Source organism: Altererythrobacter chaiwopuensis (genome assembly GCF_054957755.1).
This window is the reverse complement of the sequence record NZ_JBTXJG010000001.1, coordinates 164,100-184,591: the sequence shown is the minus strand read 5'-3', so window position 1 is coordinate 184,591 and position 20,492 is coordinate 164,100. Positions and strand designations below refer to the sequence as shown.

Genomic DNA, 20,492 nt, shown 5'->3' with positions numbered 1-20,492 from the left:
AGAGCGTTAGAGCGCAATCCAGCCGTGCGAAAAGGCTTCGCTGCGATGGCGGGGCGGGCAATTGCGAGCTAAGCTTGGCGGCATCGCGCAATCACCCCCAGGCTTTCGGCACGCAGATATGGCACATTCACCGCCGATCATTGACGAAGCTTCGCAGCGCAGCGCCCGGGCTGCGCTGGCGGTGCTGCGCGCGGCGATGGTGCCCGATCGCGGGCCGGTGGCCGAGCTTGAGGGTGAACTGCTCTACAAGGACCGTTTTACCCGGCTTACGCATGACGGTTTTGCCTTCCGCACTCCGGGCGGCGCGCGCTTTTCCTATCGGCTGGGCGAGCGTGTGAAGGTCGATTGCCCGCATCCCGAACTGGCAGGCGAATGCGCGCTCTACCTGTGGGGCACAGTTTTCGGAGCCATTGCATGGCTCAACCGGCTGGTGCCGCTGCATTGCAGCGCGGTTTCGTTGCCGGGCAGGTCGGTGGCTTTCACCGCGCCTTCGGGGGGCGGGAAGTCGACCATGGCCGCTGCGCTGGTAAAGCAGGGTCTTGCGCATCTATGCGACGATACGCTGGTGCTCAGTATGTCGGGCGGAGGGCCGTGGGCGCTGCCCGATGGCAAGCCTGCAAAACTATGGGGTGATGCGGCGAGCATGCTATCCGTATCCGAAGCGACCAAGATTGATGCCTTGCCGGGCAAGTTTTACGTACAGCCCCGGCACGCCAGCGATCAGCCAGTGCCCCTGCGGGATATCGTCTGGCTGAAGGAGGGGGACAAGATCTCGCTTGCGCCGGTCACCGGTTCGGCCAAGTTCGAGCGACTGCCCGAATTGTTTTACCGCGGGTTTATCCATTCGGCGCTTGGCGACCGCGACTTTCATGCGCGTGCGGCCCTGACATTGGCAAGTAATGTGCGGTTCTGGGAACTTACACGGCCGGTCGATGGAAGTCGGTTCGATCAGGACTTCGATATGATCGCGAAAGAACTGACCGCTGCTGGCATTCTGCCGCGATAATCCGCATGCCAAATATCGCATGGTACGGTGTGTATTGCCCATGCAAGTAAATGCAGGTATGCTAAGTAGAATTACCTAGAATATTTTTCGAGGAACTCTGGAGCATCCGCCATGACGCCCGCAAACGAGCGTTCATCGCCGAAACGCAAGCAATGGATCGTGCCGCAGCTTGAAAAGCTGGCGGCGGATTTGAGCTGTGTTGCCGGGGCGAACTTTCCACCGGGCGATGGCAACAGCGGGTCGGGCAAATCGCTCGTCCCGCCAGTTTCCTGAAATCGGGCCGGATGACTGTGCAACCTGCGCGCATACGAAAGCTGCCTGGCAACTATATTGCCAGCGAGGTCGATGGCGAGCTGATCCTTATCCATGGCGATACCGGCAGCTTCTTTTCGATCAGGGATGTGGGTCTGGAAATCTGGCAACTGCTTGACCACAGCGACGAGCTTGATCGCCTGTGCGGCCAGCTGGTCGAGGAATACGAGATCGAAGCACAGGATTGTAGCGCACAAATTGGCGCATTCGCCCGCGAGCTGGTTGAGGCCGGGCTCGCCGAATACGCCTAGCGGCTGCGATGGACAGCGCGAGTTTCCTTTCCCAAAGCCCGGCCATCTTGCGCTGGAGAACCCTGGCCGCCTTGCTGCAACTGGTGCGGGCGCGCGTGCTGGTGGGCTTCGTTCCGTTTCGGGTGTGGAGGGGGAGCCTGGGCGCGGTTTCGCGGCAGTGCGCACCGAAGGCCGGGGCCGCTGCCATCGCGCATGCGCATGCCTGGGCCAACCGTGTCGAGCGCGCCGCAAGCCGCCTTCCCGGTGAGAGCAAGTGCCTGCCGCAGGCCATGGCGCTGCAGTGGCTCTTGCGGCGCGAGGCGATCGGATCGCGGTTGGTCATTGCCGTCCATAAATCTGATCGCGCGCATAGGCACAGCTTTCACGCCTGGATCGAAGTGGGCGGCGAACTGGTGATTGGCCACTGCGACAGGGCGAGCTATTCCTGCGTGGCGAGCTTCGACCAATTCGCCTAATCAAGCTGGCGGGAGGCTGGCTGATCGCCTGCAAATGACGCGGAATCTTCTGATCAGTGCAGCGATCGATCTCGATGGCGGGGATTGGTTCGGGCCGTTTTGGGCGCAGATAGCACGCAGCCTTGGCGCGGGCATGGCGGGCGATATCTTTCAGACGCGGGTCAAGGGTGCGGGGCTTGCAGTGCGCGCTGACATAGTGCCAGGCACCCAATCACCGCATATCAAGCCGTTTGATGTGCAGGCCGGGCCTGACGGGGGCTATACCCTGCTGGCTGGACGCCTTTCGGAAAGGGGGGAACTGGCGGCCCGGCTGGGGATCGCACCGCCTGCCGATGACGCCGAATTATACGCCTGTGCCTATCGCAGATGGGGCGAAGCCTGCGACCGTGAGATCATCGGCTCCTATGCCGTGATTCAATGGTTCGCGGATGAGCGACGTTTGCGCCTGGCTCGCTCGCCATTGCAAGCGCCGCCACTGCATGTGTGGCGCGATGGAAACCGGGTAATTGCTGCCTCCACTCCGCGCGCGATCTTTGCCGCCGGGATCAAACCTCAGCTCGACATGGCACATCTGGCTGACGCCGGACTGCTCAATTTTCGCGTCGGCGAGCGCAGTTTCTATCGCGGGCTGCACCGGGTCGCCTGCGGAACGCAGCAATGGCACGATCAGCTTGGCCAGCGGCGCCAAGGTTTCTGGTCCATCGAGGCCTTGCCTGAAGTGCGCCTGCCTTCTGCCGATGCCTGCCTCGATGCCGCAGAGGAACTTCTCGGGCGCGCCGTGACAGATGCGCTTGGCGGCGCGGGCAAGCCTGCAATCTCGCTGTCGGGCGGGCTCGATTCGCAATTGCTGGCGGCGAGCGCGCTCGAACAGCTTGGCGACGCGGGCCGGCTGCGGTCCTACACCTCCGTGCCGGTGGCGGACTGGTTGCCGCGCAGCGACCCCAGGCTGAGTTATGATGAGCGCGCGCATGTCGATGCGCTAGCGGGCCAATACCCGAACCTTCTGCCAAATTTTCTGACCGGCGAAGATGCGCGCTTTGGCGAACACCTTGACCGGATGATTGCGCTGACCGCATGGTCCACAACCAATGAGATGAACATGCATTGGGTGCATGCGGTCCATGCCCGGGCCGCAACCGATGGCTGCGACGTGATGCTGCATGGCGAGCTGGGCGATTCCTCGCTCAGCTATGACGGGCTGAGTGCATTTCCCGGCTGGCTGCGCAGTGGCAGCTTGCGGCGCTTGCGGGGCGAACTTGGCGCGCTGGATGATGCGCGGCCGATGTGGCGGCGGTTTGCCTCCCATGCGCTCCTGCCGCTGTTGCCAGGCAGTTTGCGCCGCGCGATCGAGCGGTTGCGCGGCAATCCGAAGCCTTCCTTTGCGCGCTGGTCACCGCTCGATCCGCGCCACCCTTTAACCCGCGCGGCCTTGAAGCGCGCAGCGCGCGAAGGATATGACATCAATTATTATCCGGCGGCATCGAGCCGTGAAGCGCGCGCGGCAATGATTGCCATGCCGGTTTCAGAAGGGCCGGAAGTCGATCTGGGCCTGCGGCTGCTGCACGGGATCGAGCGCCGTGATCCCTTCGCCTTTCGCCCCTTGTGGGAGTTTTGCGCGGGCTTGCCTGACGATATGTTCCTCCGCGGCGGCTCGCGCCGCCTGCTCGCGCGGCAATTGCTGCGCCAGCGCACGCCGCCGGTGATCGCCGATCAGTCACGGGTTGCCATACAGTCTGCCGACATGCTTGGCAGGATGCAGCGCGACCGCGCACAGATCCTGGATGAGATTGCCGTGCTCAAACATGCCTTGCCGCCAGACCTGCCGCCAGAACTGCCGATTGACCTCGACCGGCTTGGCGCGATTGCGCAGCGCTGCGACGGGGTCAGCGGCACAGGCGGCAATGATTGGCTTGAAGTCGCGGCGCAGCTTCCGCGCGGGCTTGCGCTGGCGCGATTTGCACACCGCGTCCAAAGTGGATCGCTTGGCTGAGCGGGACATCTCCAGCCGTGAAGCGCTGAGCTTCCTCGGCCGCCAGCTGGGTGGGGGGAAGATCGCGCTGCTGGGGGCGCTGATGCTGGCCGCCAGCCTGACCGAGGGTGTCGGGCTGCTGCTGCTGGTGCCGATCGCGCAATCGGTTGCGGGGGATGGCTCGCAGGTGGTCCCGCCATGGCTTGCCGGCTTGCAGGGCCAACCGCTGGCGGCGCTGCTGGTCGCCGTGGTCGCGCTGGTTGCCTTGCGCGCAGCGATCGTGTTCATGGCCAGCGAATTGCGCCGCGGAATCGGCCTTTCGCTCAGCCGCCGCCTGCGCCTGATGGCGCACCGCGCCATTCTGAACGCTCAGTGGCGCTGGTTGAGCAGGCAGAACAGCGCCGACCATGCTGCGCTGATCATCGGCGAGGCCGATCGCAGCGCCAGCCTGGCGAATGATGCCTTGGTCATCGCCACTGCGGCGACGACCTTGTTGGTGCTGCTGGCAGCGTCAGCAGCGATTTCACCCTGGTTGACTCTGGCCGGCCTGATCGCGGTTTGCGCCCTAGCGGGCCTGATGGCGCTGCTGCGCACCCGGCGCGCGCGCGAGGGCGAGGCCTATTGGCACGCCTATGCGCGCCTCCAGCGCATCCTGTCGCAAGGCCTTGCCCATTTGCGCGCGGCGCGGATTGCCGGGGCCGAGCCGGTGCTGGAGCGGGATTTCGCAGGGGCAACGCGCGATCTGGCGGAGCTTGAGCGGGTCTATTTCCGGGCCGGTCATCTTGCCCAGATGATCTTCCAGATTCTTGCCGTGACAGCGCTTGCCGCCGGTGTCTATGCGATGGTCGAAGTGTGGCGGACACCGGTGTTTATGTGGCTGCCCGTGCTGCTGATCGCGATCCGTGCGGTGCCGCTTCTTTCCACGATCCAACAGGGGATGCGCGGCTGGCGCTATAACCGGCCTGCACTGGCGCAGCTGCTTGCGCATGTCGGGTCAGCCGAACGGCACAGCGAGGTGGCGGGCGAAACGAGCACGCCGATCGCATTTTCGCAGTCGATCGAGCTGCGCGATGTCTGCCTTGAATACCCCGATCGCGGCGTGACCGTTTTCGATGGCTTCACCCTGTCGCTCGCGGCGGGCAGCGTGACCGGTGTGTCCGGCCCATCGGGTTCGGGCAAAAGCAGCCTGGCCGATCTTTTATCCGCGCTTCTCAGGCCTGATCGCGGTGAGCTGTTGATTGATGGCTGCGCGCTTGATCCGGCACAGAGCCTGCAATGGCGGCGGCAGGTCGGTTACGTCGAACAGAAGCCGTTCTTCCTCGATGCCACAATTGCGGAGAACCTGTGCTGGGGCCGCGGCGATATCGATCCCCAAGTGATTGAAACCGCTCTGGCACAGGCCTCGGCCGAATTCGCGCGCGAGCTTCCGCATGGCCTGGCAACCGTGATGGGTGAGGGCGGCAGGCAATTCTCAGGTGGTGAATTGCAGCGGCTGGCGCTGGCGCGGGCGCTGGTGGCGAAGCCGCAGCTACTGATCCTTGACGAGGTGACCGCCGGGCTTGACGCGGCCAACCGCGCGGCGATCATGCGCACGGCCGAAGGCCTCAGGGGATCGTGCACCATCGTGCTGCTGAGTCATGATCGCGAATTCCTGACGCTGGCCGATCGCATTATCGAACTGGATGCCGCTGGATGAACCAGCCGCTCTCGCCGCTGCAAGAGGCGTTGCTGCGATGCTGCGCCGATCCCGAAGGCGAGCATGGCGGGCTTGCAGAATTGCTCGGCGCCGCCAGCCCGGGCGAAGCGGCGTATCTGTTCGAACTGACCCGGACCGGCCCTTTGGCCGAGTTCTGTCTTGCGCGCGCGGCGGAGGGGCCCCCGGCAATGGCGGCGCAATTGGCCCGATTATCCCGCCGGCAAACCCTTCATGCGCTAAGCCAGGCGCGCGGATTGGCGCGTGCAGCTGGCCTGCTGCGTGATGCAGGGATCGAGTGCATCGCGCTGAAAGGCGCGGCATTGGCGTTCCGCGATTATCCCGCCCCGCAGCTGCGCCCGCTGCGCGACATCGACCTGCTGGTCCGCCCTGATGAGGCCGAGGCCGCGCACGCGCTGCTGCTGTCTCATGCTGGCTATCGCAAGCCTGCTTGGGCGGGGCCATACGGCATCGATTACGGGCACCAATTGCCGGAGATCGAGGACCAGGACAACGCCGTGGTGATCGAGATTCACCATCGTCTGAATGCGCGCGGCTGGGCGGGGGAGCCGCAATTGCTGGAGGCGATGTGGCGAGAGCAAGAGACGATTGAGTTGCTTGGCACGCCGGTTCGCGTTCCGTCCACTCAGGCCAATCTGCTGCATCTTGTCGAGCACGCGACGCTCCATCATGGCTTTTCCAATGGGCCACTGGTGCTGGCCGACCTGCATTTCATGGCCACACGGGCGCAGCCCGATTGGGATGCAATCAGCCATGCCGCCGGGCAAATGGGGCTGACGCGGGCGCTGATCCTGGTCGCGCAGATCGCCCGGCAGTACGGCGCGCGATGGGTTCCGCCCGCGTTGGCGAAGCGGGCGCAATCTGCCGCCCCTTATGCCCCGGCAGCGGCGGCCGCGATGTTTGCCGGGCGCGAACAGGTCGAAGCGCACGATCAATTGCGCCGGCTCAGCCACCGCAGCGAGGGGAGGCCCGAGGCGCTGGCGGCTTTGTCGCGCATCGCCATGCCTGAACGGCACCAGCTGGCGCAGTTTTCCGGGCAGTCGCCCGCAAGCCCGCTGCGCTGGATCGGCTACCCCGCCTGGCTGTTGGCCAAGGGAGGGCGTTACTGGCGCAGTAGGCGCGATCCGGCATTTCTGGCCGAGCATCATCGCCGGGCGGCCATGCTTGATTGGTTGGCGCAGCCGGATTGATAGCGCCGCGGCGGTGCACTTCGCACCGCTGGCAGTTGAATTCGCCAGAGCGATCAGGCAATTCCTTGTTCGTGCCCGGCTTCCGGGCATCATGCAGAAAAGGGCAGCGCAAGTGGCGCGAACGGGTCGCAAGGGGATTATACTCGCCGGGGGGGCGGGCATGCGGCTGTATCCGCTGACGCGCGCGATATCGAAGCAGCTGATGCCGGTCTTCGACAAGCCGATGGTCTATTACCCGCTCAGCACGCTGATGCTGGCCGGAATTCGAGAGATCCTGCTGATAACCACGGCTGACGATCGCCCGCTTTTCGAGCGATTGCTGGGTGATGGTTCGGACCTTGGGATTTCGCTCTCCTATGCCACCCAGGATAGGCCCGAAGGCATTGCGCAGGCACTGGTTATTGCAGAGGAATTTCTGGCCGGCGGGAACTGCGCGCTGGTTCTGGGTGACAATCTGTTTCACGGGCACAGGCTGCCCGGCCTGCTCGCCCGCGCGGGTCAGCAGGAATCGGGGGCTACGCTGTTCGCTTATCCTGTGAGCAGGCCAGAGCAGTATGGGGTGATCGAATTCGCCGAGGATGGCCGGGTTCTTTCGATCGAGGAAAAGCCCGCCCGCCCGCGCTCGCAATTCGCAGTTACCGGGCTCTATTTCTACGATGAAACGGCACCGCAAAAGGCGCGCGAGCTAAGCCGTTCAGCGCGCGGCGAATATGAAATTACCGATCTCAACCGGGCCTATCTCGATCAGGGCAAGCTTGCGGTCGAAGTGCTGGGGCGCGGCTTCGCCTGGCTCGATACCGGAACCCATGCCAGCCTGCTCGATGCGGCGAGTTATGTGCGGATCACCGAAGAGCGGCAAGGGCTGAAGATCTGCTGCCCGGAGGAAATCGCCTGGCGTCAGGGCTTCATCGATGACGCGCAATTGCGCGATCTGGCAGTTCCGCTGCGCCAATCGGGCTATGGCGAGTATCTGCTGCGCCTGCTCGAGCCGGGCTACCGGCTGTGAAGATCGTGCCGGGCGAGCTTGAGGGGGTCTGCCTGATCGAGCCCGAAATCCACGCCGATGGGCGGGGGTTCTTCATGGAGTGCTGGAACGCCAGGGATCTGGCCGCGAATGGGATCGAGACCAGTTTTGTTCAGCACAATCACAGCCACTCGCAGGCAGGCGTGCTGCGCGGGCTGCATTTCCAGAATCCCTTGCCGCAGGCCAAGCTGGTCTGGGTGACCAGCGGCGCGATCTTCGATGTGGTGGTCGACCTGCGGCGATCATCGCCTACATTCGGGCGCTGGTCGAGCTATGCGCTGAGCGCGCGAAACAGGCGCCAGCTGTGGGTGCCCAGCGGGTTTGCGCATGGTTTCCTGGCGCTCGAATCCGACACCGGGGTCGCTTACGCTTGCAGCGAATATTACGCGCCCGAGCATGAGCATTGCCTGGCCTGGGACGATCCAGTGCTTGCAATAGAATGGCCGCTCGGTGGAAGTGAACCGATCATTTCGGACAAGGACCGGCGCGGGTTGAGCCTGGCTGAAAGCGCCTGCTTCCCATGAAGGCGGTGGTGACTGGAGCGGCGGGCCAGCTGGGGCTGGCGCTGCTGGCGGCAGTGCCGCAAGGCTGGCAATGCACGGGCCTTGCGCGCAGCCAGCTTGATCTCACCGATCGTGCGCAAATCGCGCGCGTGATCGCGGCGGAGCGGCCCGACTGGGTCATCAATGCCGCAGCCTATACGGCGGTCGACCGTGCCGAAGCAGAACAGGGGCTGGCCTGGGCGGTCAACGCGCTTGCGCCCGGCGCCATCGCGCAAGCCCTCGAGCCATGGGGCGGGCGATTGCTGCAGGTTTCGACCGACTATGTTTTTGGCGGCGCTGCTTCGCGGCCCTATCTGCCGGATGATCGCCCCGATCCGCTGTCTGCCTATGGGAAATCGAAGCTGGCAGGAGAGCTGGCAGCAGGGCCGGAAGCGGTGGTGCTGCGGACAAGCGGGATATTTTCCGCGCATGGCAGGAACTTCGTCACCGCCATGCTCGATGCCATGCAGAACGGCAGGCCGCTGCGGGTGGTGGCTGATCAGATCACCGCGCCCAGCCATGCGGCGGGCGTGGCGCGAACCGCTTGGGCGCTGGCGCAGCGCGGCGTTCCAGGCATTTATCACCACCGCGACGCCGGGCAGGCGAGCTGGTACGAATTCGCCCTCGCAATTGGCGAAGAGGCGGCGGCACTGGGCCTGCTGGAGCGCAATCCCGAGATCCTGCCGGTCACTTCGGCGGAATATGGCGCTGCGGCACCGCGCCCGGCGTTCTCGGTGCTGGATGACAGTGCCACGCGCGCTGCCTTGCAGGACAGCACGGCCCACTGGCGCGAGACGCTGGAACAGATGCTGCGCGAGGAGATGGCCGATGCCTGACCTGCTCGTGACAGGCGGTGCCGGCTTCATCGGCGGCAATTTCGTGCGCTATTGGGCTGAAAACCATCCTGATGACGCGATCTTGGTGCTCGACGCGCTGACCTATGCCGGCCACCGGGCCACCATTGCCGATATCGAGCAGGCGCGGCTGATTGTCGGCGATATCCGCGACACGGCACTGGTTGAGAAGCTGCTGGCCGAGCACAAGATAGGCACGCTGGTCCATTTCGCTGCCGAGAGCCATGTCGACCGGTCGATCAGCGGGCCTGACAGTTTCATCGAGGCGAATATCGTCGGCACGCACAGCCTGCTCAAGGCGGCCCGTGCGGCCTGGATCGAGACTGGCAGCGGCCAGCCGCATCGCTTCCACCACATCTCGACCGACGAAGTGTTCGGCGCGCTTGGCCCTGATGACCCTGCCTTTGCCGAAACCACCGCTTACGCGCCCAATTCGCCCTATGCCGCCTCGAAAGCGGCATCCGACCATCTCGTGCGGGCCTATCACCAGACCTACGGCCTTGAAGTCACCACATCCAATTCGTCGAACAATTATGGGCCTTATCAATATCCGGAAAAGTTGATCCCGCTGTTCCTGCTCAACGCGCTGCACGGGCGGGCAATGCCGGTTTATGGGGATGGCGGGAACCGGCGCGACTGGCTGCATGTGGCGGATCACTGCGCCGGGATCGAGGCCTGTCTCGAACGCGGCATTGCCGGCGAAACCTATAATTTCGGCAGCGGTGAGGACTTGCCCAATTTGGCGGTGGCGGAAGCGCTCTGCGCTGCGATTGACGATGCCTTTGCCCGCCAGCCGGAACTGGCCCGGCGCTTTCCCGATTGCCCCGCTGCCAGCGGCGGGGGCACCGCCGGGCTGATGCAATTCGTCAATGACCGGCCGGGGCATGACTGGCGCTATGCGATCAACCCGGCCAAGGCCTCGGCGCAGCTTGGGTGGCGGCCCGGGCACGGTTTTGCCGATGGCCTTGCCAAGACCGTGCGCTGGTATCTCGATCATGAAGGCTGGTGGCGCCCGTTGGTGAACGCATGAGTTTCGGGCAAGGCGCGGGGCGGCGCGGCTGATGCCCAAGGTCGGTAAATCTCTGGTCCAGTCGAGCCTAGCCTATTTCGGGCAGCTCCTGATTTCGCTCGCGCTGGTGGTGATCGCCTCGCGTATCCTGCCGCCCGATCAGGTGGGCAGCTATCTGATGGCCTATGCAGTGATCTTGCTGACATTGCCGGTGCGCGATTTCCAGCTCCAGAACTATGTCATCCAGCGCGGCGGGATTTCGCCTGATGCGCTAAGGTCGGTGATGTTCGTTTCGGCGTCAAGCTCGGCTCTGGGCCTCGCGGTGTGCCTCATTGCCAGCGCCATCTTTTTCGCCAGCTATCCCGCGCCGGAGATTGCCAATTGTCTGCTGATCATGAGCTTCAGCTTCGTGATCCGCCCGTTCTCGCTGGTGCCCATGGCGGTGCTGGCACGCGACATGCGCCATGGTGAAATCGCGGCGATCAGGTTGGGCGGGGCGCTCGCCAAGCTGCTACTGACTGTGGGCCTGCTCGCCGCCGGATGGGGGCCTGAAGCGCTGGCCTGGGGCGTGCTGGCAGAGGGCGCCACCGAATTGGCCGGCATCGCGCGGGTCAAGCGCGGGTTTCGCTTTGTGCCACCGTTTCGCGATGGCGCGCGCGAAGTGATCGCCTATTGCCTGCCCTATACCGGCGCCCATCTGGCAATCACACTATCGGTATCGGTGACCTCGCTGATGCTGGGCGCGTATCAGGGTTTGGCGGTGACGGCCTTTTACAATCGCGGGCGGATGGTGATGCAGTTGCTGCGTTCCGGCATCGAGGGTGCCGTTCATCCGATCGTGCTGGCGCAATTTGCGGGCGTGCGCGGCGATCGCACGCTGCTCAGGCAGAATTATCTTCACGCGACCAGCCTGCTCACCGTATTCACCTGGCCCGCGCTGGTGTGGCTGATCGTGGTTGCCCAGCCGCTAACCCTTACATTGTTCGGGCGCGAATGGTTGCCCGCCGCCCCGCTGATGCAGATATTGTGTGCAGGCGGGCTGGTCTATGCCGCCAGCGGCCTGTCGCAGCAATTGCACGCCGCCATCGGCCAGACCCGGCAGATACTCAACCGCGAAGTGTGGTTGCAGCTACCCTATCTGGTGATGCTGGTGGCGGCAGCGCAGATCAATGCAGCGGCAGTTGCGGGTGCCGCCGTGCTTGCCGCCCTGTTCGGTTTCGCGGTGCATCAGCGCTTGCTCCATCAGGCGATCGGGCTGCGGCTGAGTGAGTTGGCGCGAACGAGCATGAGGAGCGCATTCGTCGCGCTGATCACCGGCCTTGCCAGCTGGGCCATGCTCGAATTGCTGCGGGGCAAACTTGGCGAGTCGGGCCTGATGGCTGTGCTGTGCCTGGTCGCGGCGGCGGTGTGGCTGGCGGCCGTGGCCGCCAGCCGGCATCCGATCCTGTCCGAAGCACGCCAGCTTGTGCGCGGGGCGGATTAGCCGCTAGGCGACAGCTCCCGCAGCCGCCGACGAGCCGCGAAGCCTGCCGAGCATGTCGTGCTTGAGGCGCGGCGTTTTTGTGTTCGCCAGCAGCTCGCCCGCAGGAGCGAAGTTGCCGCCAGTCGCATCGACGAACAGGCTTGCCTTGTCGCCGCCGATGGTCGTTCCCGTAGCCCCACTTGGCGCGACCGAGCCGGTGTGCAGGTGGTTGTCGGCAATGGTCAGGTTGGGCTGCGGCGTCCCCTCCCACTCGATTTTCGACATGGTGTTGTTGGCCAGCAGGCAGAAGCCATCGGCTGTCATGCCCATGCTAGGGCGGATCAGCAGCCGATGATTGGCGAAGCTGTTGTGCGCCACCACCACATGGCTGCTGGGCTTGCTCCACTGGCTGATCATGTTGAAGAAGAACGGGTCCAGCACCTCGTCGGTTTCGGTTGTGTTATTGACGAAGAACTGGTCGCGATGCTGGCTATTGCCGAAATTGATCGAGGGGACGAAGTTGCCGTGCAGCAGGTTGGCGAAGGCGATGGCGTTTTCAGGGATGGTATTATCCAACGTCCACACATCGCCATGCGGGTCGAACACAGTATGCAGGGTAACGGGCGCACTCTTGGCGTCGATTGCGGCAAAAGCGGCCCCCAACGAACCCGCCGATACATGCGAAAGCGCGGTTGCCCTGCGTGTATCGTCAAGGAGCGTGGCAGACCAACCGGCCAAGCCATTGAGCCAGGCCACCACATCAGCCACATCGTAATTGGTGCCGGTGGTGAAGTCCGCTTCGGTATTCTTGAGGGTGAAGCTAGAGGCTGTGACGCCATCTTCCTTCACCGTCAGCACGCGGTTGTTGGTGTCGCTGGCACCTGAAAGTTCGATCGTGGCGGTGGCGGCTGCGCCAGTGTAATGCACCGTCATTGCATCGATGGGTGCGCGCAGGATCTGATCGTGGTGGCCTGTAACCCTATTGGACACGGCACAACGCGCATTGGAAAACACGTCAAAACCGCCGTCGCTATAGGTGCACCCGCGAACCAGCGAGGCATTGAGGAAGGCGTTCTGGATGTGGGAGACGCTGCATTCGAGGTAATAGGGGTTGTCGCGCGCGATATAGGGCGTGGGCCGCTGCCCCTTGAGCCACAGCGCCGAACGGCCACTGCTGTCCGTGAAATTGACCCCTTCGAACACATGCTGCCGCCAAGTAGCAGCCTCATGGTAGATGTTGCCCACATTGGCGAAGTCGAAGGTGATGTTGCTGCCCTTGAACCACATCCCGTCATAGCGGGGGCGCAGCAGCGAATTTGCGCCAGCGACATGCGGGGGCTTCCTGATCGTGATCGGGACGGTGGCTTCAACGGTGCAATAGCCCGCGCCCTGATAGCCGCTGTGCCAGATCAGCATATCGTAATCCGCCGTCTCGGTCACGGTGATGCGCGGGTTTTGGGCACCTTGTGCAACAAGATAGGCGGTGGCTTCGTAAATCGTCTTGTAGCGCGCACCAACGATAGTCGCGGGAGTAGCAGCCACTTCGAGCTCGAAATCATGCAGGGTTGCGGTTGGGTGGAACGTGTAAGGCCCAATCACGCGGCTCTGCATGGCCGCATCCTTGGGCACAGCTTCGAAATAGAGCTGCGCCGCGCCGCTGGTGCCGCTGTGCTGCAGCGTGATCCACCAGCCGAGATATGTCCGCTGCACACCGTTGACGTCGGTGAAGCTGCGCAGGGTGGGGGCGGTAATATCGTGGACCGTGCCCTCATAATGCACCCGGACATAATTTAGCCCGAGATTGTTGAGCAGCGAGCCGCCATTGTTGGCCATGGCCAGCACGCCGATCGTCACCGTGTCGGTAAAGAACTGGTCGGGCGGTGCGAGCAGCCTGATCGCGGGCTTGGCTGTGGTCCGCACTGGATCAGTCGGGGTCACGGAGAACCCGCTCGCAGCCATCCCGTTCCATTGCGGGCCTGGAACGACGGCCGCAATCGCTGGTTCGCCGCCCGGCAGGCGCCGCCGTCGCCCTGCGGGAAACCCTAAGCCGAACCGGCCCATCAGGCCAGGCCCACGATGCCAGAGGCGGTGGTGCCGACGGCCCGGACCGCGATCACCCGCACGTCCAGGATCGCGCCTGAAGGAACATTGGCGAAGGTGACATCGCCCGGCCCGTCGAGCGCGCGCAGCCTCACGTCGCCGCCGCCACCGACATAGATTGCCTTGGTCACCTGAGACACCTCGGCAAGATCGTCGGGCGTGATCTCGAAGCAGATCTTGGCGGGCGCGGTAAGGCTTTCGGTAGTAGTCTGGAAATTGTCCTGTGGCATGGTTCACTCCGTTGATTTCGCTGGAGTGCCTACCGAATCATGTACCATGTAGGAAAATGAAAAATACTGTTGTAACCAATCAGGTTCTAAATTCGCGGTCTCTGGTCGTTTCAGTGCACTTTGTGTCGCTGTAGCCCGCGAACCAGCGCTGCGGTTTCAAAGCCAGGGGAACATAGCCGCGAAACATCTGGCGATAATGCTCGCTGCCAAGCTGAAGCAGCATGGCGCCAAACATGCGCACGCAGACAGACAGCCACAGCAGCGCCAGCACCAGCGTGCCAGCGGGCTGGCGATAATGCTTGCGGACATAGGTGGCATTGCCGCGCATCTGGCTGGTCAGTCGCTGCGGGGAATAAGGTGCCCCGCCGCCGATTGCGTGAAATGCCTTCGCATGAGGGACAATTCCAACTCCCACGCCAATGTTCCCCGCCCTGGTGCAAAGGTCAAAGTCTTCGCCGTAGAGGAAGAAGCGTTCGTCGAAGCCGCCCAGCCGCCTCCACACATCGCGCTCGATCAGCATAAAGCCGCCACTGGTTACCTGGACGGGCACAAGCTGCTCGTTCCCGGATAGCTTCCATTGTTGCCGTGCTGCCCCGAACATTCCCCTGATCGCCGTGCCCGGCCCGGGCGGGGAAAGCGGCGGCAGCAGGCTGCCGGTGTCGCGATCGGTTATCGTCATTCCGCCCAAAATGCCGAATTCCGGGTGGGTGCGCGCCGCCTCCAGCAGATACCCGATCGCGCCGGGGGCGATCTCGGTATCGGGATTGAGCAACAGCAGCCAGCGGCCCTGCGCTTGCTTGGCAAGCAGATTGTTGGCTGCCCCAAAGCCGATATTGCCTTGCCCGGGAACAATGCGCGCAGCCGGGCATAGCTGACTGACCAAAGCCTCCGATTCCTCGTCGCCATTGTCGATGAACAATAATTCGCTGTTCAATCCAGCGCTCGCCCTTTCAAGCGCTGTCAGGCATGAAGGCAGAAACTCCTGCGAATGATAGCCCACTATCAGCACGCTCACATCGGGCTTGCCGCAGGTCACTGGCCGTGTCCGCGATATTTCTGTTCGATGTGCGCGATGATCGCATCCCGTCGCGCCAGGTCCAGGCCAAGGTTGGACTGGATCAACAGCCCGATATGCTGCGGGGCAATTGCAGCCAAGAATGCATCGGTCCCGGCCTTGCTGGTCAAATCATAATGCCAGGACATGTGCCAGAAGCTCTCGTCCGAAGGGCAAACGCATTGCTGGTGCGGGCCTTCGAACTGGTCGCAGAATACCCCGTAGAGCAGATATTCGGAGAAGCGGAATCGTCCCGCCAGCACATCCAGCCAGGGCCTATGCGAAACCGCCTCGATCCGGGCGATCATTTCGCGCACGACGCTGGGGGACCAGACCACGCCCTGGCCGATGTAGTCGAACCCCTGATAGCCGGTTTGCGGCAGGCCAAGCGTCGCTTGCGCAATGCGGTGCCATTTGCGGTGGTGCTTGCCGCGCCCGCCGCCCGGATTGCGATAGAGCCGCGGGCGCCCCTCGCAAAACACATGTTCCTGTGTGATCGCATTCAGCAGGTGCAAGTCGCTATCGACGAGCACTGCGGCCTGTTCCTGCATCCCGGCAACAAAGGCGATCTTGGCCAGTTGCTGGTAGATCCAGCCGCGCACAAGCGTGAAGGGCGCACGCCGCCACAAACGGTACCCGGGCAGGTTGAATTCACGCAGCTGAGGCAACAGCTCGGCGCAATCGACCACTTGGCGCCGAGCGGTCGCGAACCCCGCGAACAGCGCCACGTCAGCGCTGTCGACCAGCACATAATGCTGCACGTCCGGCATGTGCCGGTCGATGGTGCGGCATAGCCCGGCAAACAGATCAAGATCGCCGCGATAGGTTTTCGTGACCAGTGCGAACTGCGTCATTCTTGTTCAACCCGGCGCCGCAAATGGACACGGGCCTGCGCCTTACGCAGCCCGGGCGGCGGCGTTCCCAGGCTCACCGCCATTCCGCTGAGCATCAGCATCCATGCACCCACGCCTTCAAGCAGTGTAACGGTAAACCCGCTGAACACGATCGTCAGCAGGGTGAACGCCAGACCGAGCGAAACCAGCCGCGCGCGCGGCGTCTGAAACCGCGCATTAAGCAGCAACAACAGGGCAGAGCCGAGCATGACAACGAGCACACCGATACCGGCGGGAAGTCCGAACCGCATCGACCACAGCAGGAAGTGGGCGTCGATCGAATCGGTGTACATCCAGACCGGGCGCGACCAGTCGCGCAGGCCGATCCCGAACAGCGGATTGGCCAATGTCTCGGCAGTGGCATATTGCCAGATCAGAATGCGCCAATTGCCCGATGCGGGTGACAGCGACAGGTAGCGACCGAAAAAGGACAGCAAGCCCGAATCGGACAGGACCATGATTGCGCCCAGCATCAACAGCACCGCTACGCCGGCAATCAGATGCAGCGGCAGCCCGCTCCATCGCTGAGCGAGGTAAAGCGCGATCAACCCGGCGCAGCCCAGATAGGCCAGAATGGCCGCGCTGCTGACAGTAAAGATCATGCCGCTCGCAACCACAATCCCGATCATCCGCAGGCGCCAGTCGTCGAGCGCGAACCACATCATTGGCAGCAGGGTCGCAAGCAGCACCCCGCCCAGAATGGGGTGCGGGAACGGGCCGGTCGCGCGGTAGAGGCCCAGCCGCTCTTCATCATAGACCTCGGGCGGCGGCAATCCGGCCAGCTCTGCCACCAGCGGCCTGAGAATTTGCCGGTCCGCCAATGCCTCTGCCATCAGCACCGCCACGACCATTATCAGACCCGGCAGCAGTGCCACCAGCAGGCAGCGCAAGTCATCGGCGCGCCGCAGCGTGACCCTGCCCAGCAGATAGGCGAGGCTGAAATCAAGGCTCAGCGCAAGCCCGGCCTCAAGCGCGCGCAGGAGCGGTTCGTTCGCGATCAGCGCCACCACCACCCACAGCGCAACAAACCCTGCCACCGCGTCGATCGGGTGAAGGCGCAACTGATGCTTGAACAGGCTGCCCACGATGAAGGGGAGCACGCCAAACAGGGCGAGCCGATAGGGATAGAACGCCGCCCCGGCGATCGAGATCGAAAACTCGCGTGGGAGAAGCACTGCATAGGCGACAATGATTGCTGGCCAGATGTGCCCGGGTATGGCGGGCAAGCGCAATCCCTGCCAGCGCCCCTGTAACGGTGCCACTTGAGCAGGCGGAGTTGCCTGATTCCTCATCGCATCACCCGCGATGACAAATCGCGGCTCCAGCCCTGCCGGCCATTGATCCGGTGCCAGCCATGGAGGGCTTTTGCCAGCAGCTTGACCGCGACATAAGTTGCAACGTCTGACAAGCTTGCGCCCTGCCTGATTGCGCCGACCAACGCACGGCCGCCGTTGATGGTGCCGGTTTCAGCTGTGGCGAAGCGACGGTCAACCTGCCGTTTGCCGCGCAGCCGCCGCGCCTCGGTGCGGATCAGGTCACGCATATTGCGGGGTGGATAGATGGTCGTTGAAATCGGAATCCCCGCGGCGTCGGCGGCAACGCACCGGCGCGCCTCGAAACTGAAACGCGTTCGCACATAGAGATCGTCGGCGATGATATCGGGCATCTCGCCCAACGCGCGATAACCCGCTTGCGAAAGTCCATAGACCCCGCCGCCGACCAGCCGCTGGGTGACATAGGGCAGGCTTTCCCACACCCTGTAATAGGCCCGCACGGGCGCGCTCGATCGGCTCAGCTCGATCGCAATCGCGGGCGATGCCGCCATTACGCCGGGTTGGGCAAGAGCTTGTGCAGTGGCGGCCAGTGCGCGGTAGCTGGTGATGACATCGGCATCTACCACTAGCCGGATGGCGTGAGTGCACATGGTGAAGCCGCGGTTGATCGCATGCGCCTTTGATGCTCGCGGCAGTTCGATTACCCGGGCCTCCGGTGCAATCTCGCGGGCAATGCAGGCTGTGCGATCAGAACTTCCGTTGACCGCCACGATGATTTCCGCCGCAGCATGTGCGGGCCGATCAGCCCGGATTGCCTCAAGGCACCGGGCGATCACTGCCTCTTCATCATGCGCAGGGATCACGATCGAAAAGGCGGGTGTTGCCGCCGTCAGGTCGCCCGCCTGAGGTGCCCCTGCGCGCGCAGCGCCATTCATTGCTCTGCCGAATAGCTGTAATATCGGTATTCGTAGCCATAGGATTGGCCAGCTTCGAGTGCGCGATATTTGGTCAGCACGATGCCGCATACCCTGGCACCCACCGCTTGCAGGCGGCGCAGCGACGCGCGCGCCTGGCCGAAGTGGACGCGGTTCGCTTCGACGATGAACACCGTGCCGTCGGCATGGCGCGCCAGCAGCGGCGCATCGGCAATTCCCATCACCGGCGATGTGTCCAGGATGATGCGCGAATAATGCGGCCGTAGCTGGGCGATAAATGCGCCCAGTGCGTCGGATGACAGCAGATCCACCGGATTTGGGGGAACCTTGCCCACCGCCAGCACATCCAGATTTTCGGGCGTTCCGGGCAGCAGTGCGGCCTGAAGGTCGCAATGCCCCAGCAGAACTTCCGTCAGCCCGCAATCGGGCCGCTCATGGCCAAATTCTGCGGCCAGTGCGGGGCGGCGCAAATCGGCGTCAATGAGCAGCGTCTTGCGCCCAAGCTGGGCGTAACGTTCGGCCACCACCTTGGCGGTGGTGGTCTTGCCTTCCGAAGCCTGGCTGCTGGTGAACTGCAACACCTGGCCTTCGCGCGGCAGGATATAGTCCAGCGTCGAGACAATCGAGGAATAGGATTCGAGCAGCGCCCCATAAGGCTTGCTGATCTCCTCTTCGATCCGCGTGCCGTCAATGAACGGCGTGTGCCCGATCAGGGGAACCCCGAACTTGGCTTCGACATCTTCGAGGCTGCGTAGTCGGTCATCGAGCACTTCGCGCAGGATCGCCAGCGTCAGTGCCAGCCCGGAGCCAAGCACCAGCGCGATCAGCAGGTTGCGCATCAGGCTGGGAGAAGCCGGCGTTGCGGGAATGACGGCGGAATCGAGCAAGGTGATTGACCCTGCCTGGACATTTTCGGCCGCTGCGATGTCATTGTAACGGTCAAGCAAGGCAGCAAGCTGCAGCCGCAGCGCCCCGGCTTCGCGATCGAGCATACCGAAGCGTACCTTGCGATCCTGTTCCGCCAGCGATTCCTGCGAGATCCGCTCAAGCTCACCCGCGAGCGCGCGTTCTTGCCGCGACGCAATACGGAATTCGTTTTCGAGGGCGGACTTTATATCGGCGCCGGTGCGGGCGATCTGCCGGTCAAGCTCGGCCCGCTTGGCAGCGAGTTCGGCGACCTGCGGAAAGCTTTCGTCATAGCGCTCGCGCAAATCGGCAAGCTCGGCGGCCACTCGCGTCCGCTCAGCAGAAAGGTCTTGCAAAACCTGGCTTTGCTGCACTTCGGAAATCTGCCCGGCGGGGACATCCTTTATCGCAAGCCAACGCTGTTCAAGCGCGATCCGGTTGGCGCGCGTTTCGGTATAGCCTGCGTTCACGCTAGCCAGATTGGCCGCTGTGATGGTGGGTGAATTGTCGTTGCCAAACGGCACGGAGTTGGTCTGGCCGGTTGATGAACTGATAATTCGGTTGCTGCGGGCATAGGCATTGGCCGCAAGTTCGGCATCCTGCAGTTTCGCTCGTGTCTGCGAAATCTGCCCGCTCAGATATTCGAGTGCATAGGCGTTGGCTTCCAGCCGGCGGGCATTGTCACTCACCGCGAAGTTGCGGGCATAGGCATTGGCGATCATCGCCGCCATCGCCGGGTCGCCGTCGCTGTAGCGGATCGCAATGATGCGGTTGTTGACCGGAATCTCCGCCGAGACATTGGCCTGGACCTGGGCCGTGGCGAGTTCCCTTTTCTGTCCGGCCCATTGCTCGTCTGTGATACCTTCGGGGCGCGATTTATCGATATCCTCGCCGAAGAATTCGGGCCTGTCGTAGAGCTTCAGCGCATCGACCACCGTCCCCGCCATCTTGCGGCTCTCGATCACTTCGCCCAGCGTTTCCAGATATTGGTAAACCTGGTTCGATGCGACCCGCGGGGCCAGATCCTGCCCTTCGACGATGGTATTACCGTCCGGCTCGACATAGGTGGTGGCTTCGGCCCGATAGACCGGTGTGGTGACCAGAGTAACGATCAGTCCGCCAAGCAAGGCCAGGGCAATGGTTGCGATGATAACGATCCGCTGGCGGAACAGGAAACCGCGCAGCAGGTCCATGTCGATCATTCTGCCGCGCCTGAATTCAAGCGCCATGTCGCGGGCTTCATCAGGGTGGCCGATCCAATCGCCCGCCGGGGCGCTTGCTGGCATATGATCGGCTTGCTGCGCGTTCATCC

19 protein-coding genes are annotated in these 20,492 nt (G+C 63.3%); 12 read left to right on the top strand and 7 right to left on the bottom strand.

Annotated features, from left to right (window positions below; translation table 11 throughout):
• Positions 1–118 precede the first annotated feature (118 nt).
• From ACX2DJ_RS00970 to ACX2DJ_RS00915, 12 genes are all read left to right on the top strand, one after another.
• Positions 119–1,006, top strand: a complete 888-nt coding sequence (locus ACX2DJ_RS00970) for a phosphoenolpyruvate carboxykinase (ATP) (protein WP_462570469.1) — start codon at positions 119–121, stop codon at positions 1,004–1,006.
• Positions 1,007–1,117: 111 nt separating this feature from the next.
• Positions 1,118–1,279, top strand: coding sequence for a hypothetical protein (locus tag ACX2DJ_RS00965; RefSeq protein ID WP_462570468.1), 162 nt, complete (start codon positions 1,118–1,120; stop codon positions 1,277–1,279).
• Positions 1,280–1,290: 11 nt separating this feature from the next.
• Positions 1,291–1,569: a PqqD family protein gene (locus tag ACX2DJ_RS00960; protein WP_462570467.1), complete on the top strand. Its 279-nt coding sequence runs from the start codon at positions 1,291–1,293 to the stop codon at positions 1,567–1,569.
• A gap of 47 nt (positions 1,570–1,616) precedes the next feature.
• Positions 1,617–2,024, top strand: coding sequence for a lasso peptide biosynthesis B2 protein (locus tag ACX2DJ_RS00955; RefSeq protein WP_462570466.1), 408 nt, complete (start codon positions 1,617–1,619; stop codon positions 2,022–2,024).
• A gap of 34 nt (positions 2,025–2,058) precedes the next feature.
• Positions 2,059–4,014: an asparagine synthase-related protein gene (locus ACX2DJ_RS00950; RefSeq protein WP_462570465.1), complete on the top strand. Its 1,956-nt coding sequence runs from the start codon at positions 2,059–2,061 to the stop codon at positions 4,012–4,014.
• Entirely contained in the window at positions 4,007–5,689 is a 1,683-nt protein-coding gene (locus ACX2DJ_RS00945) for an ATP-binding cassette domain-containing protein (protein WP_462570464.1), read from the top strand. The genes ACX2DJ_RS00950 and ACX2DJ_RS00945 overlap by 8 nt, the downstream gene beginning before the upstream one ends.
• Complete coding sequence (locus ACX2DJ_RS00940; RefSeq protein ID WP_462570463.1) at positions 5,686–6,897, top strand: nucleotidyltransferase domain-containing protein; 1,212 nt, start codon at positions 5,686–5,688, stop codon at positions 6,895–6,897. Before ACX2DJ_RS00945 ends, ACX2DJ_RS00940 begins: the two co-directional genes overlap by 4 nt.
• Positions 6,898–6,988: 91 nt before the next feature.
• Entirely contained in the window at positions 6,989–7,903 is a 915-nt protein-coding gene (gene rfbA / locus ACX2DJ_RS00935; protein ID WP_462572517.1) for a glucose-1-phosphate thymidylyltransferase RfbA, read from the top strand.
• A complete protein-coding gene (rfbC, locus tag ACX2DJ_RS00930) occupies positions 7,900–8,445 on the top strand; it encodes a dTDP-4-dehydrorhamnose 3,5-epimerase (protein WP_462570462.1) in 546 nt (181 codons plus the stop codon). The genes rfbA and rfbC overlap by 4 nt, the downstream gene beginning before the upstream one ends.
• Positions 8,442–9,299, top strand: coding sequence for a dTDP-4-dehydrorhamnose reductase (gene rfbD, locus ACX2DJ_RS00925; RefSeq protein WP_462570461.1), 858 nt, complete (start codon positions 8,442–8,444; stop codon positions 9,297–9,299). The genes rfbC and rfbD overlap by 4 nt, the downstream gene beginning before the upstream one ends.
• Complete coding sequence (rfbB, locus tag ACX2DJ_RS00920) at positions 9,292–10,347, top strand: dTDP-glucose 4,6-dehydratase (RefSeq protein WP_462570460.1); 1,056 nt, start codon at positions 9,292–9,294, stop codon at positions 10,345–10,347. The genes rfbD and rfbB overlap by 8 nt, the downstream gene beginning before the upstream one ends.
• Positions 10,348–10,378: 31 nt before the next feature.
• Complete coding sequence (locus ACX2DJ_RS00915) at positions 10,379–11,809, top strand: oligosaccharide flippase family protein (RefSeq protein ID WP_462570459.1); 1,431 nt, start codon at positions 10,379–10,381, stop codon at positions 11,807–11,809.
• A gap of 3 nt (positions 11,810–11,812) precedes the next feature.
• Here the strand turns inward: ACX2DJ_RS00915 and ACX2DJ_RS00910 are convergent, their stop codons facing one another.
• The 7 genes from ACX2DJ_RS00910 to ACX2DJ_RS00880 all read right to left on the bottom strand — a co-directional run bounded on the left by ACX2DJ_RS00910 (position 11,813) and on the right by ACX2DJ_RS00880 (position 20,490).
• The gene (locus ACX2DJ_RS00910; protein ID WP_462570458.1) at positions 11,813–13,747 is read right to left on the bottom strand and encodes a hypothetical protein; all 1,935 of its coding nucleotides are present in this window, start codon (positions 13,745–13,747) and stop codon (positions 11,813–11,815) included.
• A 101-nt stretch (positions 13,748–13,848) separates the two neighbouring features.
• Positions 13,849–14,118, bottom strand: coding sequence for a spike base protein, RCAP_Rcc01079 family (locus ACX2DJ_RS00905; protein ID WP_462570457.1), 270 nt, complete (start codon positions 14,116–14,118; stop codon positions 13,849–13,851).
• Between the two features lie 79 nt (positions 14,119–14,197).
• Complete coding sequence (locus ACX2DJ_RS00900) at positions 14,198–15,154, bottom strand: glycosyltransferase family 2 protein (protein ID WP_462570456.1); 957 nt, start codon at positions 15,152–15,154, stop codon at positions 14,198–14,200.
• Positions 15,151–16,026 (bottom strand): DUF6492 family protein, encoded by an 876-nt coding sequence (locus tag ACX2DJ_RS00895; protein WP_462570455.1) that lies wholly within the window; start codon positions 16,024–16,026, stop codon positions 15,151–15,153. The genes ACX2DJ_RS00900 and ACX2DJ_RS00895 overlap by 4 nt, the downstream gene beginning before the upstream one ends.
• The gene (locus ACX2DJ_RS00890; RefSeq protein ID WP_462570453.1) at positions 16,023–17,291 is read right to left on the bottom strand and encodes an O-antigen ligase family protein; all 1,269 of its coding nucleotides are present in this window, start codon (positions 17,289–17,291) and stop codon (positions 16,023–16,025) included. The genes ACX2DJ_RS00895 and ACX2DJ_RS00890 overlap by 4 nt, the downstream gene beginning before the upstream one ends.
• A 62-nt stretch (positions 17,292–17,353) precedes the next feature.
• Positions 17,354–18,274, bottom strand: a complete 921-nt coding sequence (locus ACX2DJ_RS00885; RefSeq protein WP_462570452.1) for a glycosyltransferase family 2 protein — start codon at positions 18,272–18,274, stop codon at positions 17,354–17,356.
• On the bottom strand, positions 18,271–20,490 hold the full coding sequence (locus ACX2DJ_RS00880) for a GumC family protein (RefSeq protein WP_462570451.1): 2,220 nt from the start codon (positions 20,488–20,490) through the stop codon (positions 18,271–18,273). The genes ACX2DJ_RS00885 and ACX2DJ_RS00880 overlap by 4 nt, the downstream gene beginning before the upstream one ends.
• Positions 20,491–20,492: the final 2 nt, after the last annotated feature.